The following is a 17,535-nucleotide window of genomic DNA, read 5'->3' as shown; positions in this document are numbered from 1 at the left end:
GCCGCTCGCGCCCGGAGCGCCGACGCCGAGGACGCGTGTTCCGCAGAGACTGCGGAGGGTGCGGCGGAACCGAGCGGCTCAGGCGCGGCGTCGCTCGACAGTGAGCTCGTGGTCGGCGTCGTCCTCGAGGACGTCGCCCTGCTCGCCGGGGATCTCGACGATCTCGCGGACGGTCTGCAGGAAGCGGACCACCGCGCTGGCCTCCTCGGGGGAGAGCTGCTCGGCGGCGGCCAGCATCCGCTGGTTCATGTCGTCGAGCGTCTCGCGCACCTCGCGGTGGGAGGTGGGAGTCGCGACGATCCGGATCGCGCGCCGATCGCTCGGGTGCGGCTGGCGGAGGACGTGGCCGCTCTTGACCAGGCGGTCGATCAGCACGGTGGTGGAGGCGGAGGAGATGCCGAGGTAGGCGGCGAGGTCCTTCGGGCTGACGTGCTGGCCGCCCTGCTGCCGGCGCATGAGGAACTGGACCGCGAGCAGATCGTTCTCGCCCATGCCCATCGATCCGCGGGTCCGCCGGCGCATCGCGCTCTCGGCCGTGCGGAAGGCCCGCATCGCGCCGAGGACCTCGGCGGCCCCGGGCGCGCTCGGAGCGGCCGGGTGCCGGAGGGCAGCCGGTCGAGTCAGCGCGACCTCGTCCATGCACCACAGCTTAGACAGTCATGTAGCAAGAAGATCTAGTCATGTACAACCCCGTCCTGGTGCTTGTCCTCGGCGACCGCAGACGGTACGAATGGACAAGCTAGTTAGACGAGCTAGCGAAATCGTGGCGACGGAGGACTGCATGCTCGACACCGCGCCGGTCCTCCCGCTCTCGGATCCTCTCCTCGGCACGACTCTTGCCGATCGCTACCTGCTGCTCGAGCGCATCGGCGAGGGCGGCAGCGCGACGGTCTTCCGGGCGCGCGATCTCCGCCTGGCGCGCTCCGTCGCCGTGAAGGTCTACCGCGAGGTCGCCGACACCCCGAACGAGCGCTCGCGGCGCGAGCGCGAGGTGCGCCTCCTGATCGACTCCCGCCACTCCTCGATCGTCGAGATCCTCGATCAGGGTGAGATCGCGACGGAGGAGGGCGCGCTCGCGTTCCTCGTCCTGGAGTACTTCGACCCGGCCGATCCCGCCGCCGGCTGGTTCGCCTCGGGCGACGAGCGGCTGCTCGCCGAGGTCGGCGCTCAGCTGGCAGACGCTCTGGCGCATCTGCACGCGCGGGACGTTCTGCACCGGGACATGAAGCCCGAGAACGTGCTGGTCCGCACGCGGTCCGTGGCCGCAGCCGGAGCCTTGCACGAGGCGAAGCTCAGCGACTTCGGCATCGCCCGGGCCGTCGACGACGCGCGGCTCACCCGCTCGGACGTCCTGGTCGGGACCGCGGCGTACCTCAGCCCCGAGAGCCTCGGCTCCGGGACGGTCGGCCCGGCGTCCGACGTCTACTCCCTCGGCCTGGTGCTTCTCGAGGCGGTCTCCGGCCGTCGTGCCTACACCGGCACCACCCTGGAGATCTCGCTGCAGCGCATGCACCACGCCCCGGTCGTCCCCGACTCAGTGCCCGAGCGCTGGCGCGGGCTGCTGACCGAGATGACCCGCCTCGACCCCGCCGCCCGCCCGAGCGCCGACGAGGTCGCGCGCCGACTGTGGTCGGGACTGCGCGACGAGCCGCGGGTGACGCCGCTGCGCAGCGGCGTGCACGGAGCGATCGCGGCGCTCTCGGCGGTCGCGGTCGGCGTCGCCTCGACGCTCGCTCTGCTCGGCCGCCTCGGCTGACCTGTCTCCCCGGCTGACGTGCCGCCCCTGCTGACGCGCCGCCTCGGCCGGCCCATCGACGGCGAGGCCGGGACCCCGCGCTGCCGTGCCGCCCAGGTGGCGGGCAGGAGTGCTGTCGTAGTCTCCCGGTGAACGTCGACCCGCTGACCGTCGACCGACGCCGACCGTCCGCTGCTCCGCCGCGGACCCGAACGGAGCCGATCCCATGAGCCCGCGCCGCCTCTTCCGCATCCTGTCGATCCTCGAGGCGGTGACCTGGACGCTCCTGCTCGTCGGCATGCTGCTCAAATACGCCGTCGGAGTCGGCGACTGGCCGGTGAGCGTGGCCGGCCCGATCCACGGCTTCGCGTTCCTCGCCTACGGGGCGGCCGCGCTCGTCCTCGCGGTGAACCAGCGCTGGACCGCCGGAGCGACCCTGCTCGCGCTCGCCAGCGCCGTGGTGCCGTACACGACCATCCCGCTGGAGCGCGGCTTCGAGCGGCGCGGGCTCCTCGAGGGGGACTGGCGCCGCGAGGCGGGCGCCGACCCACGCGACCGGAGGCTCCCGAGCCGGCTGCTGCGCTGGGCGCTCGGCCGCCCGGTCCTCGCGGCCGCCCTGGTGCTGGCCGCCGTCGCCGCGCTCTTCGCCGCGCTGCTCGTCGTCGGCCCGCCCGGCGGCGGCGAGGCCTGACGCGCCTGATCGGGTCGCCCGCCGAGCGGTCGCATCGAGATCCACCCGCGCCAGCACGCCGGCGGGTGCTCGCCCGAGCACGGGGGGTCTCGACACGCCCTTCGGGCTGCTCGACCAGCATGTGCGGACGCACGCCGGCGCATTCTGTGCGCGACTCATGCAGCATGTGCTGGCTCACATGGACGCGTCCTGCGGGCGACACATGCTGATCGAGTAGCCCGCGCAGCGGGCGTATCGAGATCCACCACCGGCACGTCGTGGGTCTCGATGCGCGCTGCGCGCTACTCGACCAGCATGTGCAGACGCACGCCGTCGCACCCGACGCGCGGTTCAGGCAGGACGTGCGGGCACATACGGACGCGTCCTGCGGGTAATGCATGCTGATCGAGTAGCCCCGCGCAGCGGGCGTATCGAGATCCCCCGTCGTCAGAACGGCGCGGGTACGTCCTCGAAGCGGGGCTTCGGTGGCGGGTCGGGCGGACGCCCGGGGAGCGCCGGTGGCCGGTTGCTGATCCGCCGGCCCGTCGGGCTCGTCCAGACGATCGTCCCGTCGTCGCTTGTGACGTAGGTCCACTGGTCCCCGTGCCGGATGTGGTGGTGGGACGTGCAGAGCGAGACGAGGTTCTCCAAAGACGTCTCGCCGCCGTTGCGCCACTCGAGGGTGTGGTCGGCCTCGCTGGTCGCGGCGGGCCGGGTGCAGCCGGCGAAGCGGCAGGTCTGGTCCCGCAGCTGGAGGTGCAGGCGCATCTGCGGTGGCGGGACCCGGTGGGTGCGGCCCACGGAGACGACCGCGCCGGTCTCGGGATCGATGAGGACGCGGGTGAAGGAGGCGGCGGTGCGGATCAGTTCTCGGGCGATCGGGGCGGGGACGGGGCCGTAGCCGTCGAGCTCGGCGGGCGCCTCGTCCAGGCCGACCGCGGTGGAAGCCGCGAGAGTGAGCCGGACTTCGGCGCGGACACCGGGGACGAAGGTCGGGTCGGGCCGGTGCTCGGCGTTCGGCGTGGTTCCGGCGATGTCGCCGTCGCAGAGGAGATCGACCGCCGCGTCCGCGCTCAACTGCTGGAGAGTGCGCGGATCGCCGTCGTCGCGGAGGGAGCGGGCGATGCGGCGCAACCGGTCGTAGGCACCCGAGACGACCGGTGCTGAGGCGTGGACGCAGAGGGTGGCCATCCCGTCGACGTCCGGGGTGATCCAGACGGCGCGGTCCTCGCGGGCGCGGGCGTGCCGCTCGGCGAGGGGCTGCTCGTGCAGCTCCTCGCGCCAGCGGCTCAGGGCGCGGCGCAGCTGCGTGGTCGTCATCGTGAGCGCGGCGTCGGCGGCGCGCTCGTCGAGGGACGCGCGGGAGGCCTCCGGGAGGCTGCTCGCGGTCCTGCAGACGGCCTCGCCGACCTCCCAGAGGATCCGGGCGTCGCGGAGCAGGGCGCGGGTGAGCGGGAGGTGCTCCATCAACATCTGCGCGGTCTCGAGGCGGCGGCAGACCTCCCGCTCGGACACGCCGAGCGTCACCGCGAGCTCGGCGCGGATCGAGCGCTCGACCAGGTCCCGGGTCTCGCTCCGGGTCGCACCGCGGGCGAATGATTCCGGAACGGTGAGCGCGACGCGGTAGCCGCGGTGTATCCGTTCGGCGGCCCTGAGGCGCGTCGGGGACGCGGCGCGCTCGTCGGCCGCGGCGTCGGTGAAGCAGTCGCGCACCTCCGCGAGTGCTGCCGCATTCTCATCTTCTGACATACGCGTATTGAAGCAGTGACCACCGACAGCGGGGTCGGAACCGTGGGCTGATCGGGGACAACGTCGACGGATTGCCAGTGTGGAGGAGACTCGCTCCCGGATGCCACGGTGATGGTGGGTCTCGATACGACGCCGGGGGCGGCTACTCGACCAGCATGTAAGGGCCGCCGGGGGCGGCTACTCGACCAGCACGACCGGTCGCCCTGCGGGGTGCTCGGCCGGCGTGGGCCCCTCTCTTGCTGGTCGAGTAGCGCGCGCAGCGCGCGTATCGAGACCCACTCGCGTCAGAAGGACGAGTCTGCAGACCAGCCTCGCTGAGGACAGCGGGTCTCGATACGCCCCTGCGGGGCTACTCGACCAGCATGGAGGGGGGGGCCGTCGACGCGTGACTGACGTCCCTCGGGCGGGTGGGTCTCGATATACCGTGCGGGCTACTCGACCAGCATGGGTCGCCCTGCGGGGTACTCGACCAGCACGAGTCGCTCCGCGGGCGTCTCGACGAGCACGGAGCCTGCTACGGGCGGCTCGATCAGCAGGGGATGCGGCGCGGCGTCAGGACGTGCGGGTCGCGGCGTCGATCAGGATCTCGGCGGCTCGGCGGGCGTGCAGGGCGGACTCGGGGGTGCCCGAGATGGCGGCGGTGGTCTGCGCGCCCTCGGCGAGGAGGGCGAGTTGCGCGGCCAGCTCGGCGCCGCCGCCGACCTCCTCGGTCAGCACGGCGAGGAACCGCTGGAAGGTGTCCTTGTGCTCGCGGGCCAGCTGCGCTACCGCCGGGTTGGACGAGCCGAACTCACCGAAGGCGTTGATGAAGCTGCAGCCGCGGAAGGAGTCCTCGGAGAACCAGTCGAAGAGGAAGTCGTAGATCGCCAGGAGCTTGGGGCGGGCGCCGGTCGCGGCGGCGACGCGGCTGCGCACGCCGAGGGTCCACTGCTCGTGGCGGGCCTGCAGCACGGCCAGCACGAGCGACTCCTTGCTCGGGAACTCCGAGTAGAGGCGCTTGAGCGAGACACCGGCGGCGGTCCGCAGCGCGTCCATCCCGACCGACTGGATCCCGCGCTCGTAGTAGAGGCGGTCGGCCGCCGCGAGGATCGCCTCGCGGGGAGGCGTGGCTTCGAGCGTCGGCGGCGTCATCCCTCCATCGTAGGCGCAGAGGGAACGCGCGTTCTCAGTTGTCCGACATCCATCGGCCTCGGGCCCGGCCACCGACCTCGGGCCCCGGCCGGTGTCGGAGGCTGCTGCTAGCGTCGGGCGCGCCCGGACCCCTCCTGATCGTCGCCGGCGATCGGGGCCCGCGCGAGAGGCGGTCCCCGTGGTTCTGGCGATGCAGGCGGACGACTTCGGTGGGCCCGAGGCCCTCCACGCGGTGACGGTCGAGCCCGGCGAGCCCGGTCCCGGCCGGGTGCGCATCCGCGTGCGGGCCGCGGGCGTCAATCCCGCGGACGCGAAGCTCCTCCGCGGTCTCTTCGGCCGCGGGCGCACCCCCGTCCGTCCCGGCAGCGAGGTCGCGGGCGTGGTCACCGCAGTGGGAGAGGCAGCGACGGGGCCGCTCGGCGACGTCCGCGTCGGCGACGAGGTGGTCGCCTTCCGGGTCTCCGGCGGCTACTCCGAGGAGCTGGTGGTGCCGGCCGCCTCGGTGCTGCCGAAGCCGCCGGGCCTCGCCTGGGAGCAGGCGGCCGGGCTGCTGCTCACGGGCACGACCGCGGTGCACCTGCTCGAGGCGACGCACGTCTCCGCCGGCGACACCGTCCTGATCCACGGGGCGAGCGGCGCCGTCGGCAGCCTCCTCGTCCAGCTCGTGCGCGAGCGCGGCGCCCGTGTCATCGGCACGTCCAGCAAGCGGGGCGCCGCGATCGTCGAGCGCTTCGGCGGCGAGTCCGTGCGCTACGGGGAGGGGCTGGTGGAGCGGGTGCGCGCCCTCGCGCCCGACGGCATCGACGTCGCGCTCGACACGGCCGGCACCGACGACGCGCTCGACGCCTCCGTCGAGCTCGTCGCCGACCGCTCCCGGATCGCCACCGTCGCCGGCTTCGAGCGCGGCGCGGCGCTCGGCGTCCTGCTGCTGGGCGGCGGCGCCGGGGCCGACCCGGGCACCGCTCTCCGCGACGCCGCCCGGGCACCGCTGCTCGAGCGGGCCGGCCGCGGCGCGCTCGAGGTGGTGCTCGGTCCCTCCTTCCCCCTCGCGGAGGCGGCCGAGGCGCTCGCACTGGTGGAGTCGGGCCGCGCCGGCGGCAAGGTGGTGCTCCTCCCCTGAACGCCGTCGACCCCAGCGCCGCAGACTCCCGACCCGTGGACCCGCGCCCCGTCGACCTCGACGCGAACGGCCCCTTCGACGTCGTCGGCGCCGCGAACCTCCTCCTGCACCACTCGCTGCCCGGGGTCGAGCGGGTCTCCGACGACGGACGGCGCCTCGAGCGGCTCGTCACCGTCGGGTCGCGGCCGGTGCCGCTCGCGCTGAAGCTGACCTCGTCCGGCGTCCGCGTCACGGCGACCGACCCCGCCGTCCTCCCGCTGGTGCGCGCCTGGTTCGATCTCGACTCCGACGTCGAGGCGATCGGCGCCGCCCTCGCTCTCGATCCGCTGCTCGCCCCGATGGTCGCCGCGCGGCCGGGACTGCGGGCGACGCAGTACCCCGCGCCGTTCGAGGCCGCCGTGATGGCGGTCCTCGGCCAGCAGGTGTCGGTGGCGGCGGCGAGGACCTTCGGCGGGCGCGTCGTGACAGCGTTCGGCAGTGAGGGCGAGCGGGGCCTCCGCTCGTTCCCCACGCCCGAGGCCCTCCTCGCCGGACCGATCGAGGAGCTGCGCGCCGCGATCGGCGTGACCCGGGCCCGCGCGGCGACCGTCCGCGCGGTCGCGGCGGCCTTCGCCGACGGGCTGGTGCTCGACCGCGCGGGCGACCTGCCCGAGCAGCGCCGGCTCCTGCTCGCGATCCCCGGCATCGGCCCGTGGACCGCCGACTACCTCGGGCTCCGGCTGCTCGGCGACCCGGACGCGTTCCCCGCGGGCGACCTCGTGCTGCGCCGCGCGCTCGGCGGGATCGGCACGGCGGCGGCGGACGCGGCCTCGCAGGCCTGGCGTCCGCACCGCGCCCACGCGGCGTTCCACCTCTGGGCGTCGACGGGCGCCGTGTGAGGGCGGGCACCGAGCCGAGCCGTGTCCTCGATCTAGGTCAGGTACTCGACGTCGTCGTACTGCACCGAGGCGTCGTCCGGATCGAACTCGTCGACCGGCACGTCCTCGTGCTCGAGGATGACGGCGACACCGGGGGAGACGAGCACGCAGACCTCGCGGTCGCCGGCGACGGTGAAGCTCACCATGCCGCCGCGCTCGCGGACGGCCTCGACGAGCTTCTTCTCCAGCTCCTCGGTGTCGAAGGAGAGGGCGAGCAGGAAGCGGCGGCCGTCGATGCTGAGGCTGGTGCGCCGCGTCGTGGGAGCGGGCGTCGGTGCCCCGCGCCGCTCGGAGCCGGGGGTGACGGCGCGCACGCGCATCGGGGAGGCGTGCATCCGGATCACGGAGTTCATTCGGGATCCGGCCGGGACTCGTGGTGGCGGAGACCGTGCGAGCGACGGTCCTCCTTCATCTCGGACTCGAAGAGGTGGCGGCGACCGGCGGCGAGCTCGTCGCGCGCGGCGCGCTCCTGCTCGCGGAAGGCGGCGTAGTAGCCGTCGTCGTAGTCCTCGACGATCTGGAACGTCCAGCGGCCCTCGATGACGTTCCGGCCGACCAGCTCCTTCTCCAGAGTGTCGGCCAGCTCGTCGCGCCCCGCCTCGCGGAAGGCGTCGACCGCCTCGCCGAGCGCGAGGTCGGCGGCGCCGGTCAGCCGGTGGAAGCCGTAGAGGAGCCCGCGCGCGTGCTCGACGGTCTCGAGCGCCTCGGAGAGCTTGCCCAGCGCAGCGACGGTGGCGTCGTCGAGACCGTCCGGACGCAGGTGCGCGGAATCGGGGTGGTCGTGTGAGCTGGTCATCTCCGAGAGCTTAGGCCGACCGTATTCCGCTGTGACCCCCTTGCGCCGCCGGCCGGAACCGGTCGTGCCGCGGCTGAGCGGTCTCGAAGGCGGGCGTTCAGGCGCGGCGGATCGGCGCGAAGCCGTCGGTCTTTCCGGGGTCGTGGAAGTCGCGGACCAGTCGGGCGACGAGGTCCGGCTTCTCCACGATCACGCCGTGGCTGGCGCGCGGGACGACGGCCAGCTCGGCGTCCGGGATCGCGTCGTACATCGCCAGGACGTGCTCGAAGCGGATCTCGTCGTCGTCGCCGAAGAGGAGGAGCGTCGGCACCGCGAGGCCGCGCAGGTCCGCGGTGGTGAGCTCCGGCTCGCTGGCGTGCAGCGCGTCGAGCTTCGCGACGACGACGTCCCAGTGCGCGGCACCGTCGGGGGAGACCTCGGCGTAGCCGTCCCTCAGGAACTCGGGGGCCTCGCCGTCGAGCACGCCGGGCAGCCAGCCGTCGCGGTGGAAGACGCCGGAGGAGAAGACCAGGCTCGCCACGAGGTCGGGGCGGCGGAGGGCGACGTGCAGGGCGACGATCGCGCCGTCGCTGTGGCCGAGGAGGTGCACGGGGACGCCGGGCAGCGACTCGATCAGGGCGATCGTGTCGCGCGCCATCGCGGCGAAGCTCAGGGGAGCGTCGCTGTCGGCCGTGCGGCCGTGGCCGCGCTGATCGGGCAGGTGCAGCGTGTAATCGCTCCGCAGCTCCGCCACCAGCGGCTCGAGGGACCGCGAGTCGGTGCCGCCAGGGTGCAGCAGGACGAGGGCGGGGCCGTCTCCGATCCTGCGGCTGGCGAGCGGTACGGCGTCCTCGATCATGCGGCGAGCGTAGCCCCGCGCTCGCGCGGCGGGAAGGCGCGCCGTCAGCGGGCGGGGACCCGGACCGGGAGCGCGACGAGGCGCACGTCGCGCAGCTCGCCGTCCTCGGCGACCGCGGTGAGGTACGTGCAGGCCGGCTGACGGCGGCGGTCGGTCGGCGAGCCGGGGTTGAGCAGTCGCATCCCGGACGCGGTCCGCGAGTCCCAGGGGATGTGGCTGTGGCCGAAGACGAGCAGGTCGGCACCGGCGTGGGCGGCGTCGGCGCGCGCCTCCCGCCCCGCGGCGGGGCCGGTCTCGTGCACGACGCGGACGTCGAGCCCGGCGATCTCCGCGCGGGCGACCTCGGGGAGGCGCGCCCTAAGCCCGGCGGGGTCGTTGTTGCCCCAGACGGCGAGCAGGCGCGCGGCCCGCGACTCGAGGGCGTCGAGCGTCGCCTCGTCGACCCAGTCGCCGGCGTGCACGACCAGATCGGCCTCGTCGACCGCCCGCCAGACCTCGTCGGGCAGCGCCTTCGCGCGCTTGGGGAGGTGCGTGTCGGCGAGCAGCAGCAACCGCACCGGGCCGTCGAGCCGCAGCATCGGCGCGGTGGGTCGCCCGTCCGGCATCAGAGCGCGGGGCCGGGGGTCGGCTCCACCCCGCCGTCGGCGCCGGGCTCCTCGGCCGTCGCGGAGTCGCGGAGGCGGGCGTCGAGGGCGTCGAGCGCGGGGACGAACCAGAGGTGGTCGCCGCGGTTCGACTCGACGACGAAGTCGTGCAGGGTGCTCGAGGCCGAGACCTGCTCGGTGATGTCGCCGACGACCACGAGCCGCTTGCCGTACATCACGAAGCGCTGCACGAACTCGCCGGCGATGCCGGAGCGGAGCCGGAAGAACTCCGGATCGAGGCGGCCGACCGGGACGACGATCGTCTCGGCGTCGCTGCCGTAGATCTCGCCGATGACCGCGAGCGCGTCCTCCGAGGTGGAGAGGGCGGGCCCGTCGTCGTCGACGAGGAGGAGGGGGACGCCCTGGCGGGTCTCGGTGCGCATGGACCCAGCCAACCACGTCGCCCCGCGCACGTCACTCCGCGCGGAACGAGCGCAGCCGCAGGCTGTTCAAGACCACGAAGACGCTGGAGAACGCCATCGCCGCCCCCGCGACCAGCGGGCCGAGCAGGCCGGCCATCGCGAGCGGGATCGCCGCCACGTTGTAGGCGAAGGCCCAGAACAGGTTGCCCCGGATGACGCCCAGGGTCCGCCGGCCGAGCCGGAGCGCGTCGGGCACCCGGGCGAGGTCGTCGCCGACCAGGGTGACATCGCTCGCCTCGATCGCCGCGTCGGAGCCGGCGCCCATCGCGATGCCGAGGTCGGCGGCGGCGAGGGCGGCCGCGTCGTTCACTCCGTCGCCGACGAAGGCGACCGTGCGGCCCTCGGAGCGCAGCCGCTCGATCACGGCGAGCTTCTCCTCCGGCAGCACCTCGGCGATCACCTCGTCGAGGCCGACCGCGGCGGCGACGGCCGACGCCGCGCGCGGGTTGTCGCCGGTCAGCATCAGCACGCGGAGCCCGCGGGACCGCAGCGACGCGACCGTGCGCGCCGCCTCGGGCCGCGGCTCGTCGCGGAGGACGGCGAAGCCGCGCAGCTCGCCCTCCCAGCCGATCCCGACGACGGTCCCGCCGTCGGCCGCGGCCTGCTCGGCGCGGGCGGCGAGGTCGCCGGGTGCGTAGCCCCACTGCTCGTCGAGCCAGCGCAGGCGCCCGGCGACGACGAGGCGGCCGTCGACCCTCGCGCGGACTCCGAAGCCGGCGCTCGCGCGGAACCCGGTCGCCTCGGGGACGGTCAGCCCGCGCTCCTCCGCGCCGCGCACGATCGCGGCGGCGAGGGGGTGCTCGGAGCCGCGCTCGACGGCCGCGAGCAGGCGGAGGGACTCGTCGTCGCTCGCCGCCGCGACGGTGAAGGCGCCGGTGGTCAGCGTGCCGGTCTTGTCGAGGACGACGGTGTCGACGCGGCGGCTCGTCTCGAGCACCTCGGGTCCGCGGATCAGGATGCCGAGCTGCGAGCCGCGGCCCGTGCCGACGAGGACGGCGGTGGGCGTGGCGAGCCCGAGCGCGCAGGGGCAGGCGACGATCAGCACGGCGACGGCGGGCGAGACGGCGGCGGCGAGGTCCGCGCCGGCGAGCAGCCAGCCGACGAGGGTCGCCAGCGCGAGCACGACGACGACCGGCACGAAGACGGCGGAGACGCGGTCGGCGAGCCGCTGCACCCGCGCCTTGCCGGCCTGCGCCTGCGAGACGAGGCGGCCCATCCGGGCCAGGGTCGTGTCGGAGCCGACGCGGTCGACCCGGACGGTGAGCACGCCGTGCGCATTGAGGACGCCGCCGGTGACGACGGAGCCGGGGCCGACCTCGACCGGCACGCTCTCGCCGGTCAGCAGGCTCGCGTCGACGGCGCTCGAGCCGTCGAGGACGGTGCCGTCGGCGGCGACGACCTCACCGGGCCGCACGCGCAGGCGGTCGCCGACCGCGAGGGCCGCGGCGGCGACGCGCTCCTCGGAGCCGTCGGCGGCGACGCGGGTCGCCTCCTTCGAGCCGAGCCGCAGCAGCGCGCGCAGGGCCGCGCCGGCGTCGCGCTTGGAGCGGGCCTCGAGCCAGCGGCCGGCCAGCACCAGCACGGGAACGGCGGCGGCGACCTCGAGGTAGATCTCGTCGTGGCCGGAGCGGGTGCCGAGCAGCTCGAACGGCATGCTCATCCCGGGGCGGCCTGCGTCGCCGAGGAAGAGGGCGTAGACGGACCAGGCGAAGGCGGCGGTGGTGCCGAGGCTGATCAGGGTGTCCATCGTGGTCGTCCCGTGCCGCAGCGCCCGCCAGGCGGTGCGGTGGAAGGGCCAGGCGCCCCAGACCGCGACGGGTGCGGCGAGGGTGAGGCAGAGCCACTGCCAGTTCGCGAACTGCAGCGCGGGGATCATCGACAGCAGCACGACCGGCGCGGCCAGCAGGGCCGAGACCGTGAGCCGGGTGCGCAGGACGCGGCGCTCGGCTTCGGCCGCCTCCTCCTCGCGGGAGGGCGCGCCGTCGTCCGCGCCGTCGTCCGCGACGGGCGCCGCTCCGGAGACCGTGGCCGTGTAGCCGGCGGCCTCGACCGCGGCGATCGCGTCGGCGGCCGTGGTGCCCTCGGGCAGCGCGACGGTGGCGCGCTCGAGGGCGAGGTTGACGCTCGCGCGGACGCCGGGGAGCGCGTCCAGGCGGCGCTCGACCTTGGCGACGCAGGACGCGCAGGTCATCCCGCCGATGGCGAGCTCGAGCTCGGCGGGCTGCCCGGTCCGGCCGGCGGCGGGGGCGTCGGCCACGTCAGGCCAGGGGCGCGAGGCGGTACCCGGCGTCGGCGACGGCGGCCGCGATCTCCTCGCGGCCGAGCGGGCGGGAGGAGCCGACGGTGACGGTGGAGACGCCGTCGGGGAGGAGGGAGATGTCGATGCTGTCGACCTCGGGGTAGGCGGCGAGCTCCTCGGTGACGCTGCGGACGCAGTGCTCGCAGGTCATCCCGGCGACGCCGAAGCTCTGCACCGAGGCGCCGCCCGCGGCGGAGCCGTGCCCGGACGCGTGCGCGGAGTCGTGGCCGCCGCAGGCGCAGGCGCCGCCCGACCCGCAGCCGCCCCCGGACCCGCCCGCGGCTCCCTTGGCGGTGAGTCCGAGATCGAGGTGCGCGGTCATGCTGTTCTCCTTGCGTGGGGCGGGGGGCCCGGCGGAGGGATACCCCCCGGGGGTACTACCATCGTAAGCCCGTCCGCGCTCGCGGGCAAGGCGGAGGCGGAAGGCGGGAGAATCGACGGAGGAGCGCCGCGGTCCCGAGTGCTCCGGGGGAGGGGACATGGCCGCCGCACCGACGCCCGACTGGGGCGCCCCGCCGCCGCACGCCTCCGCGCGTCCGCTGCCCTCCGATCCGCTGCCCCCGCGGCGCCGCTTCGAGCCGACCGCGCTGATCACCTCGCCGGCCGAGGCCCACCGGGCGCGGGGCGCGCTCGCCGCGCAGCTGCGCCAGACGTCCCCGGCGAACCGGCGGCGGCTGGCCGAGTTCGCGGCGGTCGCCGACGGGGTCGCGCTGCTGCGCGGCCGCGAGTTCGACCGGGCGCTGCGGCGGATCGCCGCCCCGGCCGCCGCCGTCGCTCCGGACGCCACGGGCGTCGTCACCCTCGGCGCGGACGGACCGGCGCTCGCCGGGGAGCGCGCCGACGCCCTGGCGATCGCGGACTGGAGCGACGTCCTCTCGGTCGAGGTCGGAACGGTCGCGCACGGCGCCTTCCGCGTCCGCGCCGTCGTGCTCGCCGTGCTGGCGGCCCGGCCGGAGCGGGGCGCTGCCGCGGGTCAGGGCTTCCGCGGCCTGGTCTCCGAGGCGGCGCGCGCCTCCGCCTCCGCCCTCGCCGCGCGGGCGCGCCGCCGCGTCCTGGTGCCGCTCGTGGTCGCCACGCCGGGGCCGCTCGGCTGGACCGTCGCCGACGACCGCACCTTCCTCCTCGCCCTCGACCGGGTGCGCCGCGCGCACGGTGCCCGATGAGGGCGCGGCTGCCGTTCGCGCTCGCCGCGATCGCCGCGCTCGCGCTCGGGCTCGCTCTGCGCTTCCTCCTGGCCGGCCTCTTCGCCGACCTGGCCGGCAGCGTCCTCTACGTCGTGCTCGTCGCCCTGCTGGTCTGCGTGCTGCTGCCGCGGATCCCGGCGGTGACCGCCGCGGGGATCGCCCTCGCCTGGTCGATCGCGATGGAGCAGCTCCAGGCGATCGGTGCCGCCGCCCGACTGGTCGAGCTGTGGCCGCCGCTGCGGCTCGTCGTCGGCAGCACCTTCTCCTGGCTGGACATCGCCGCGTACGTGCTCGGCGCGGTGGTCGCCGCCGCCGTGCTGATCGCGGTGGCACCGCGGGCTCGGTTCGAGCGCGAGGAGCCGGGGCGCGAGGGGCCGGGCCGCGAGGAGCCCGGTCGCGAGGAGCCGGGGGAGCTCCGCCCGTAGGGTGGGCCCATGCACGACGCGACACCGGCCCCGCCGCACTCGGACGACCGGCCGCGGACGGACGACCGGGCGCACGACACCCGCCGCGACCGCCGCACGCCGGAGCCCGTCGACCGCTTCGCCACCGGCGAGGAGTTCCCGGAGTACCGGGTCGACCTGGAGCGGATCCGGTTCTCGCCCTACTTCGCCCGGCTCTCCGCGGTGACGCAGGTGATCTCGCCCTCCGGCGTCGGCCAGGTCGTGCACAACCGCCTGACCCACTCCATCAAGGTCACCGCTGTCGCCCGCGCCATCGCGATGCAGCTGACCACCACCGACACCGCTCAGCGCGAGCTGGTCGAGCGCCTCGGCGGCTGCGACCCGGTCGTGGTGCAGGCCGCGGCCAGCGCGCACGACCTCGGCCACCCGCCGTTCGGGCACCTCGGCGAGCAGGCGCTCGACCGCCTGGCCCGCGAGAAGCTCGGCCTCGAGGAGGGCTTCGAGGGCAACGCGCAGTCGTTCCGGATCCTCTCCGAGCTCGACGTCTGCGAGACGGTCGAGGCGGGGCTGAACCTCACGGCCGCCTCGCGCGCCGCGGTCCTCAAGTACCCGTGGGGCCGCACCGTCTGCCGGCCGGACCTCGAGACCGCCGACCCGACCGAGCTGCCGCGCGGCTCGACCGCCAGTCGCTGGGAGACCGCGCCGCCCAAGTTCTCGGCCTACACCCTCGACCTCGACGACCTGCTCGACTCCCGCACCGGCTTCACCGCGATCGCGCCCTGGCAGCAGACGCTGGAGTGCTCGGTGATGGACGTGGCCGACGACATCGCCTACTCGCTGCACGACCTCGACGACTTCTACCGCGCGGGCGTGCTGCAGCAGGCGGCCGTCGCGGTGGAGTTCCGCGCGTTCCTCCGCGAGCAGAACGCGCTGGCAGCCCTCGACGCCGACGAGCTCTGGGCGCGGGCGCCCGGCCACTCGCTGGAGATGCTGCGGCGCCGGCTGGTGGCTCGCGACCCGTGGATCGCCAGCGACGAGCACTTCCGCTCCTCCGTCGAGCGGGTCTCGGCCGAGCTGGTGGAGGGGCTGCTCGCCGTCCCCTTCGACGGCTCCACCCGCACCGAGCGGGCGATCGAGTCGTTCGTCTCCTCCTGGATCGGCCGGCTGCAGCGCTCGGTGCTCGTGCTGGCCGAGCCGAACGTGCGCTCGGGGCACCTGACCCTCCTTCCCGACGCCTGGCACGACGTGACGGTGCTGAAGTTCGTGCACACCCGCTTCGTCATCGACCGGCCCGACTTCGCGACCTATCAGCGCGGTCAGTCGCAGGTGCTCGGGACGCTGGTCACCCACCTCGACGCCTGGCTCGACGATCCGCGCGACGGCCCGCGCGCCCCGCAGAAGCTGCTCGACCTGATCGAGCTGGCGACCGACGGCTACTTCCGCCTCCGCGCCGACCGCCCCGAGTGGCTGCCGGCCGGCGAGCGCGGGCGCCCGCGGGTCGACGCGGAGTCGCTGCAGCGCCTCGGCCGGGCCCGCGGCGTCGTCGACTACGTGGCGACCCTCACCGACGAGCAGGCGATGGCGCTCGCCGCCCGCCTCCGCGGCGACCGCGAGCCCTGGGCGATGGGGACCTGAGGCGGCGCGCGCTGCTCGCGGCTGTCGTCCGCACCTCCCTCCCTGCTCGCCTCCGCCCGCACCTCCGCTGCATCTCCGGCTCGCGAAACCGGCTCCGGCTCGCGAAACCAGCGGACTCCGACGAGCCGAGGCGGTTTCCGCGAGCCGAAGCTCGGCCGCCTGGACCTCCGCCGACACCTCCGGCTCGCGATTCCGGCCTCGGCTCGTGGGATCCGCCTGTTCCGGCGAGCCCAAGCTGTTTTCGCGAGCCGAACGTCGGCGGCCCGCACCTCCGGCTCGCACTTTCGGTCACGGCTCGTGGGATCCGGCCGTTCTGGCGAGCCGGAGCTGGTCCCGCGAGTCGAAGCTCGGCCGCCCGTTCCTCCGCCGATACCTCCGGCTCGTGATCCCGGCCTCGGGTCGGGGGATCCGCCAGTTCCGACGAGCCGGGGCTGTTTTCGCGAGCCGAATGTCGGCGACCCGGACCTCCGGCTCGTGATTCCGGCCTCGGCTCGCGAAACACGGCTGTTCTGGCGAGCCGGGGCGGTTTCCGCGAGCCGAGCGTCGGTGGCCCGGACCTCCGGCTCGCGGTTTCGGCTACGGCTCGTGGGATCCGCCTGTTCCGGCGAGCCGGAGCAGTTTCCGCGAGCCGGAGCTCGGCGGCCGTCACGTCCGGCTCGCGATCTCAGGTCCGGCTCGTGGAATCCGGCTGCTCCTGCGAGCCGAAGCCGTTTCCGCGAGCCGGAGGTGCGCCGAGCGCCGGGTGGTTGACACCGGAGGGTCGCCTGTGGCCACCCGGAGAGCACCCGCGAGAACGCGCGCGATTCCGCGCCAGAGCGCGCAGCAGGCCCCCGGAGTGTGCATGTCGCCGCCGTCCAGCCCGCGTCCAGCAAGCGTCGGGTGAACGACAGCGTAAAATCACGGGGGCACATGCCGAGATCGACAACTCGATAGGGAGTTCCGTTGGACGGAAACGCAACGACCACGCACCGCAACGTCGCATTGCTGTCCGTCGCTACCACGATGGCCCCCCGGGTGACCACGTCGGAAGAGATCGACGCGCGACTGGCGCCGGCGCTGAAGCGGCTGCGACTCCCCACCGGACTCCTCCAGCGCGTCGCCGGCGTGCAGGAGCGGCGCAACTGGGGCCCCGAGCAGGGCTTCGACGGCGCCGCGATCGAGGCGGGCAAGCGCGCGCTGGCCGAGGCCGGCATCCGGCCCGACCAGATCGGGCTGATCATCAACACCTCGGTCACCCGCAAGCACCTCGAGCCCTCGGTCGCCGTGCGCCTGCACCACGGGCTCGGCCTGCCCTCCTCCGCGATCAACTTCGACATCGCGAACGCCTGCCTCGGCTTCGTCAACGGCATGACGCTCGCGGCCCAGCTGATCGACTCCGGCCAGATCAAGTACGCGATGATCATCGACGGCGAGGACGCCGACGAGATCCAGGTGAACACGATCGAGCGCCTCAGCCGCGAGGGCATCAAGCGCAAGGACTTCATGAGCGAGTTCGCGAGCCTGACCCTCGGGTCCGGCGCCGCGGCCGCGATCCTCGGCCCGGCCGACGAGCACCCCAAGGGCCACCGCATCCTCGGCGGCATCACCCGTGCGGCGACCCAGTTCAACGAGCTCTGCGTCGGCAGCGTCGACGGGATGTTCACCGACGCGAAGGCGCTGCTCAAGGGCGGCATGGAGCTCGTCGTCTCCGCCTGGAAGGAGGCGAAGCGCGACTGGAGCTGGGGCGGGATGGACCGCTACATCATGCATCAGGTGTCGGACGTGCACACCAACGCCTTCGTGAAGGCCGTCGGCATCGACCCCGAGCTGGTCCCCACCACCTACCCGACCCTCGGCAACGTCGGCCCCGCGTCGATCCCGATCACCCTCGCGCAGGAGTCGAAGACCCTCGAGCCGGGCCACCGCGTCCTGCTGCTGGGCGTCGGCTCCGGCATCAACACCGCGATGCTCGAGATCGCCTGGTGAGCGCCGCCGCCGGCCGGCACCCGGCC

At 74.5% G+C, this 17,535-nt stretch carries 18 protein-coding genes; 8 read left to right on the top strand and 10 right to left on the bottom strand.

What is annotated here, in order from left to right; all coding sequences use genetic code 11:
- Positions 1-78: 78 nt before the first annotated feature.
- Positions 79-639 carry a MarR family winged helix-turn-helix transcriptional regulator gene (locus C1I64_RS12865; protein ID WP_123732786.1) on the bottom strand — a complete coding sequence of 187 codons (561 nt, stop codon included), beginning with the start codon at positions 637-639 and terminating at the stop codon, positions 79-81.
- 142 nt (positions 640-781) lie between these two features.
- On the opposite strand from C1I64_RS12865, the gene C1I64_RS12860 reads away from it, so the two are divergent.
- Positions 782-1,756 carry a serine/threonine-protein kinase gene (locus C1I64_RS12860; RefSeq protein ID WP_164874538.1) on the top strand — a complete coding sequence of 325 codons (975 nt, stop codon included), beginning with the start codon at positions 782-784 and terminating at the stop codon, positions 1,754-1,756.
- Between the two features lie 205 nt (positions 1,757-1,961).
- Complete coding sequence (locus tag C1I64_RS12855; RefSeq protein ID WP_123736818.1) at positions 1,962-2,426, top strand: DUF3817 domain-containing protein; 465 nt, start codon at positions 1,962-1,964, stop codon at positions 2,424-2,426.
- Between the two features lie 426 nt (positions 2,427-2,852).
- Here C1I64_RS12855 and C1I64_RS12850 read toward each other — a convergent pair whose 3' ends face one another.
- Together C1I64_RS12850 and C1I64_RS12845 are read right to left on the bottom strand one after the other, a co-directional pair.
- Positions 2,853-4,154 carry an HNH endonuclease gene (locus tag C1I64_RS12850; RefSeq protein ID WP_127887466.1) on the bottom strand — a complete coding sequence of 434 codons (1,302 nt, stop codon included), beginning with the start codon at positions 4,152-4,154 and terminating at the stop codon, positions 2,853-2,855.
- Positions 4,155-4,706: 552 nt separating this feature from the next.
- Complete coding sequence (locus C1I64_RS12845; protein WP_123446655.1) at positions 4,707-5,285, bottom strand: TetR/AcrR family transcriptional regulator; 579 nt, start codon at positions 5,283-5,285, stop codon at positions 4,707-4,709.
- Positions 5,286-5,463: 178 nt separating this feature from the next.
- Here C1I64_RS12845 and C1I64_RS12840 point away from each other — a divergent pair, with 178 nt between their 5' ends.
- Positions 5,464-6,405, top strand: coding sequence for a quinone oxidoreductase family protein (locus C1I64_RS12840; protein ID WP_244209473.1), 942 nt, complete (start codon positions 5,464-5,466; stop codon positions 6,403-6,405).
- A gap of 35 nt (positions 6,406-6,440) precedes the next feature.
- Positions 6,441-7,283 (top strand): DNA-3-methyladenine glycosylase family protein, encoded by an 843-nt coding sequence (locus C1I64_RS12835; protein WP_127887465.1) that lies wholly within the window; start codon positions 6,441-6,443, stop codon positions 7,281-7,283.
- Between the two features lie 32 nt (positions 7,284-7,315).
- On the opposite strand, the gene C1I64_RS12830 is transcribed toward C1I64_RS12835, so the two are convergent.
- The 7 genes from C1I64_RS12830 to C1I64_RS20595 form a co-directional block, all read right to left on the bottom strand.
- Positions 7,316-7,675: a hypothetical protein gene (locus C1I64_RS12830; RefSeq protein ID WP_123446653.1), complete on the bottom strand. Its 360-nt coding sequence runs from the start codon at positions 7,673-7,675 to the stop codon at positions 7,316-7,318.
- Positions 7,672-8,118, bottom strand: a complete 447-nt coding sequence (locus tag C1I64_RS12825; protein ID WP_127887464.1) for a hypothetical protein — start codon at positions 8,116-8,118, stop codon at positions 7,672-7,674. Before C1I64_RS12825 ends, C1I64_RS12830 begins: the two co-directional genes overlap by 4 nt.
- Positions 8,119-8,215: 97 nt before the next feature.
- On the bottom strand, positions 8,216-8,956 hold the full coding sequence (locus tag C1I64_RS12820; protein WP_127887463.1) for an alpha/beta fold hydrolase: 741 nt from the start codon (positions 8,954-8,956) through the stop codon (positions 8,216-8,218).
- Between the two features lie 44 nt (positions 8,957-9,000).
- Positions 9,001-9,561 (bottom strand): metallophosphoesterase family protein, encoded by a 561-nt coding sequence (locus C1I64_RS12815; protein WP_244209472.1) that lies wholly within the window; start codon positions 9,559-9,561, stop codon positions 9,001-9,003.
- Positions 9,561-9,983 carry a DUF4180 domain-containing protein gene (locus C1I64_RS12810; protein ID WP_123446650.1) on the bottom strand — a complete coding sequence of 141 codons (423 nt, stop codon included), beginning with the start codon at positions 9,981-9,983 and terminating at the stop codon, positions 9,561-9,563. Before C1I64_RS12810 ends, C1I64_RS12815 begins: the two co-directional genes overlap by 1 nt.
- A 31-nt stretch (positions 9,984-10,014) precedes the next feature.
- Positions 10,015-12,279: a heavy metal translocating P-type ATPase gene (locus C1I64_RS12805; protein WP_279630171.1), complete on the bottom strand. Its 2,265-nt coding sequence runs from the start codon at positions 12,277-12,279 to the stop codon at positions 10,015-10,017.
- A gap of 1 nt (position 12,280) precedes the next feature.
- Positions 12,281-12,643 (bottom strand): heavy-metal-associated domain-containing protein, encoded by a 363-nt coding sequence (locus tag C1I64_RS20595; RefSeq protein WP_127887462.1) that lies wholly within the window; start codon positions 12,641-12,643, stop codon positions 12,281-12,283.
- A gap of 157 nt (positions 12,644-12,800) precedes the next feature.
- On the opposite strand from C1I64_RS20595, the gene C1I64_RS12795 reads away from it, so the two are divergent.
- The 4 genes from C1I64_RS12795 to C1I64_RS12780 all read left to right on the top strand — a co-directional run bounded on the left by C1I64_RS12795 (position 12,801) and on the right by C1I64_RS12780 (position 17,509).
- Entirely contained in the window at positions 12,801-13,484 is a 684-nt protein-coding gene (locus C1I64_RS12795; RefSeq protein ID WP_127887461.1) for a hypothetical protein, read from the top strand.
- Entirely contained in the window at positions 13,481-13,930 is a 450-nt protein-coding gene (locus C1I64_RS12790; RefSeq protein WP_127887460.1) for a DUF2809 domain-containing protein, read from the top strand. The genes C1I64_RS12795 and C1I64_RS12790 overlap by 4 nt, the downstream gene beginning before the upstream one ends.
- A gap of 9 nt (positions 13,931-13,939) precedes the next feature.
- A complete protein-coding gene (locus C1I64_RS12785) occupies positions 13,940-15,544 on the top strand; it encodes a deoxyguanosinetriphosphate triphosphohydrolase family protein (RefSeq protein WP_127887459.1) in 1,605 nt (534 codons plus the stop codon).
- 1,002 nt (positions 15,545-16,546) lie between these two features.
- The gene (locus C1I64_RS12780) at positions 16,547-17,509 is read left to right on the top strand and encodes a 3-oxoacyl-ACP synthase III (RefSeq protein ID WP_372487889.1); all 963 of its coding nucleotides are present in this window, start codon (positions 16,547-16,549) and stop codon (positions 17,507-17,509) included.
- Positions 17,510-17,535 lie beyond the last annotated feature (26 nt).

This window comes from Rathayibacter festucae DSM 15932 (assembly GCF_004011135.1).
GTDB lineage: Bacteria > Actinomycetota > Actinomycetes > Actinomycetales > Microbacteriaceae > Rathayibacter > Rathayibacter festucae.
This window is presented reverse-complemented; position numbering and strand designations above follow the sequence as displayed.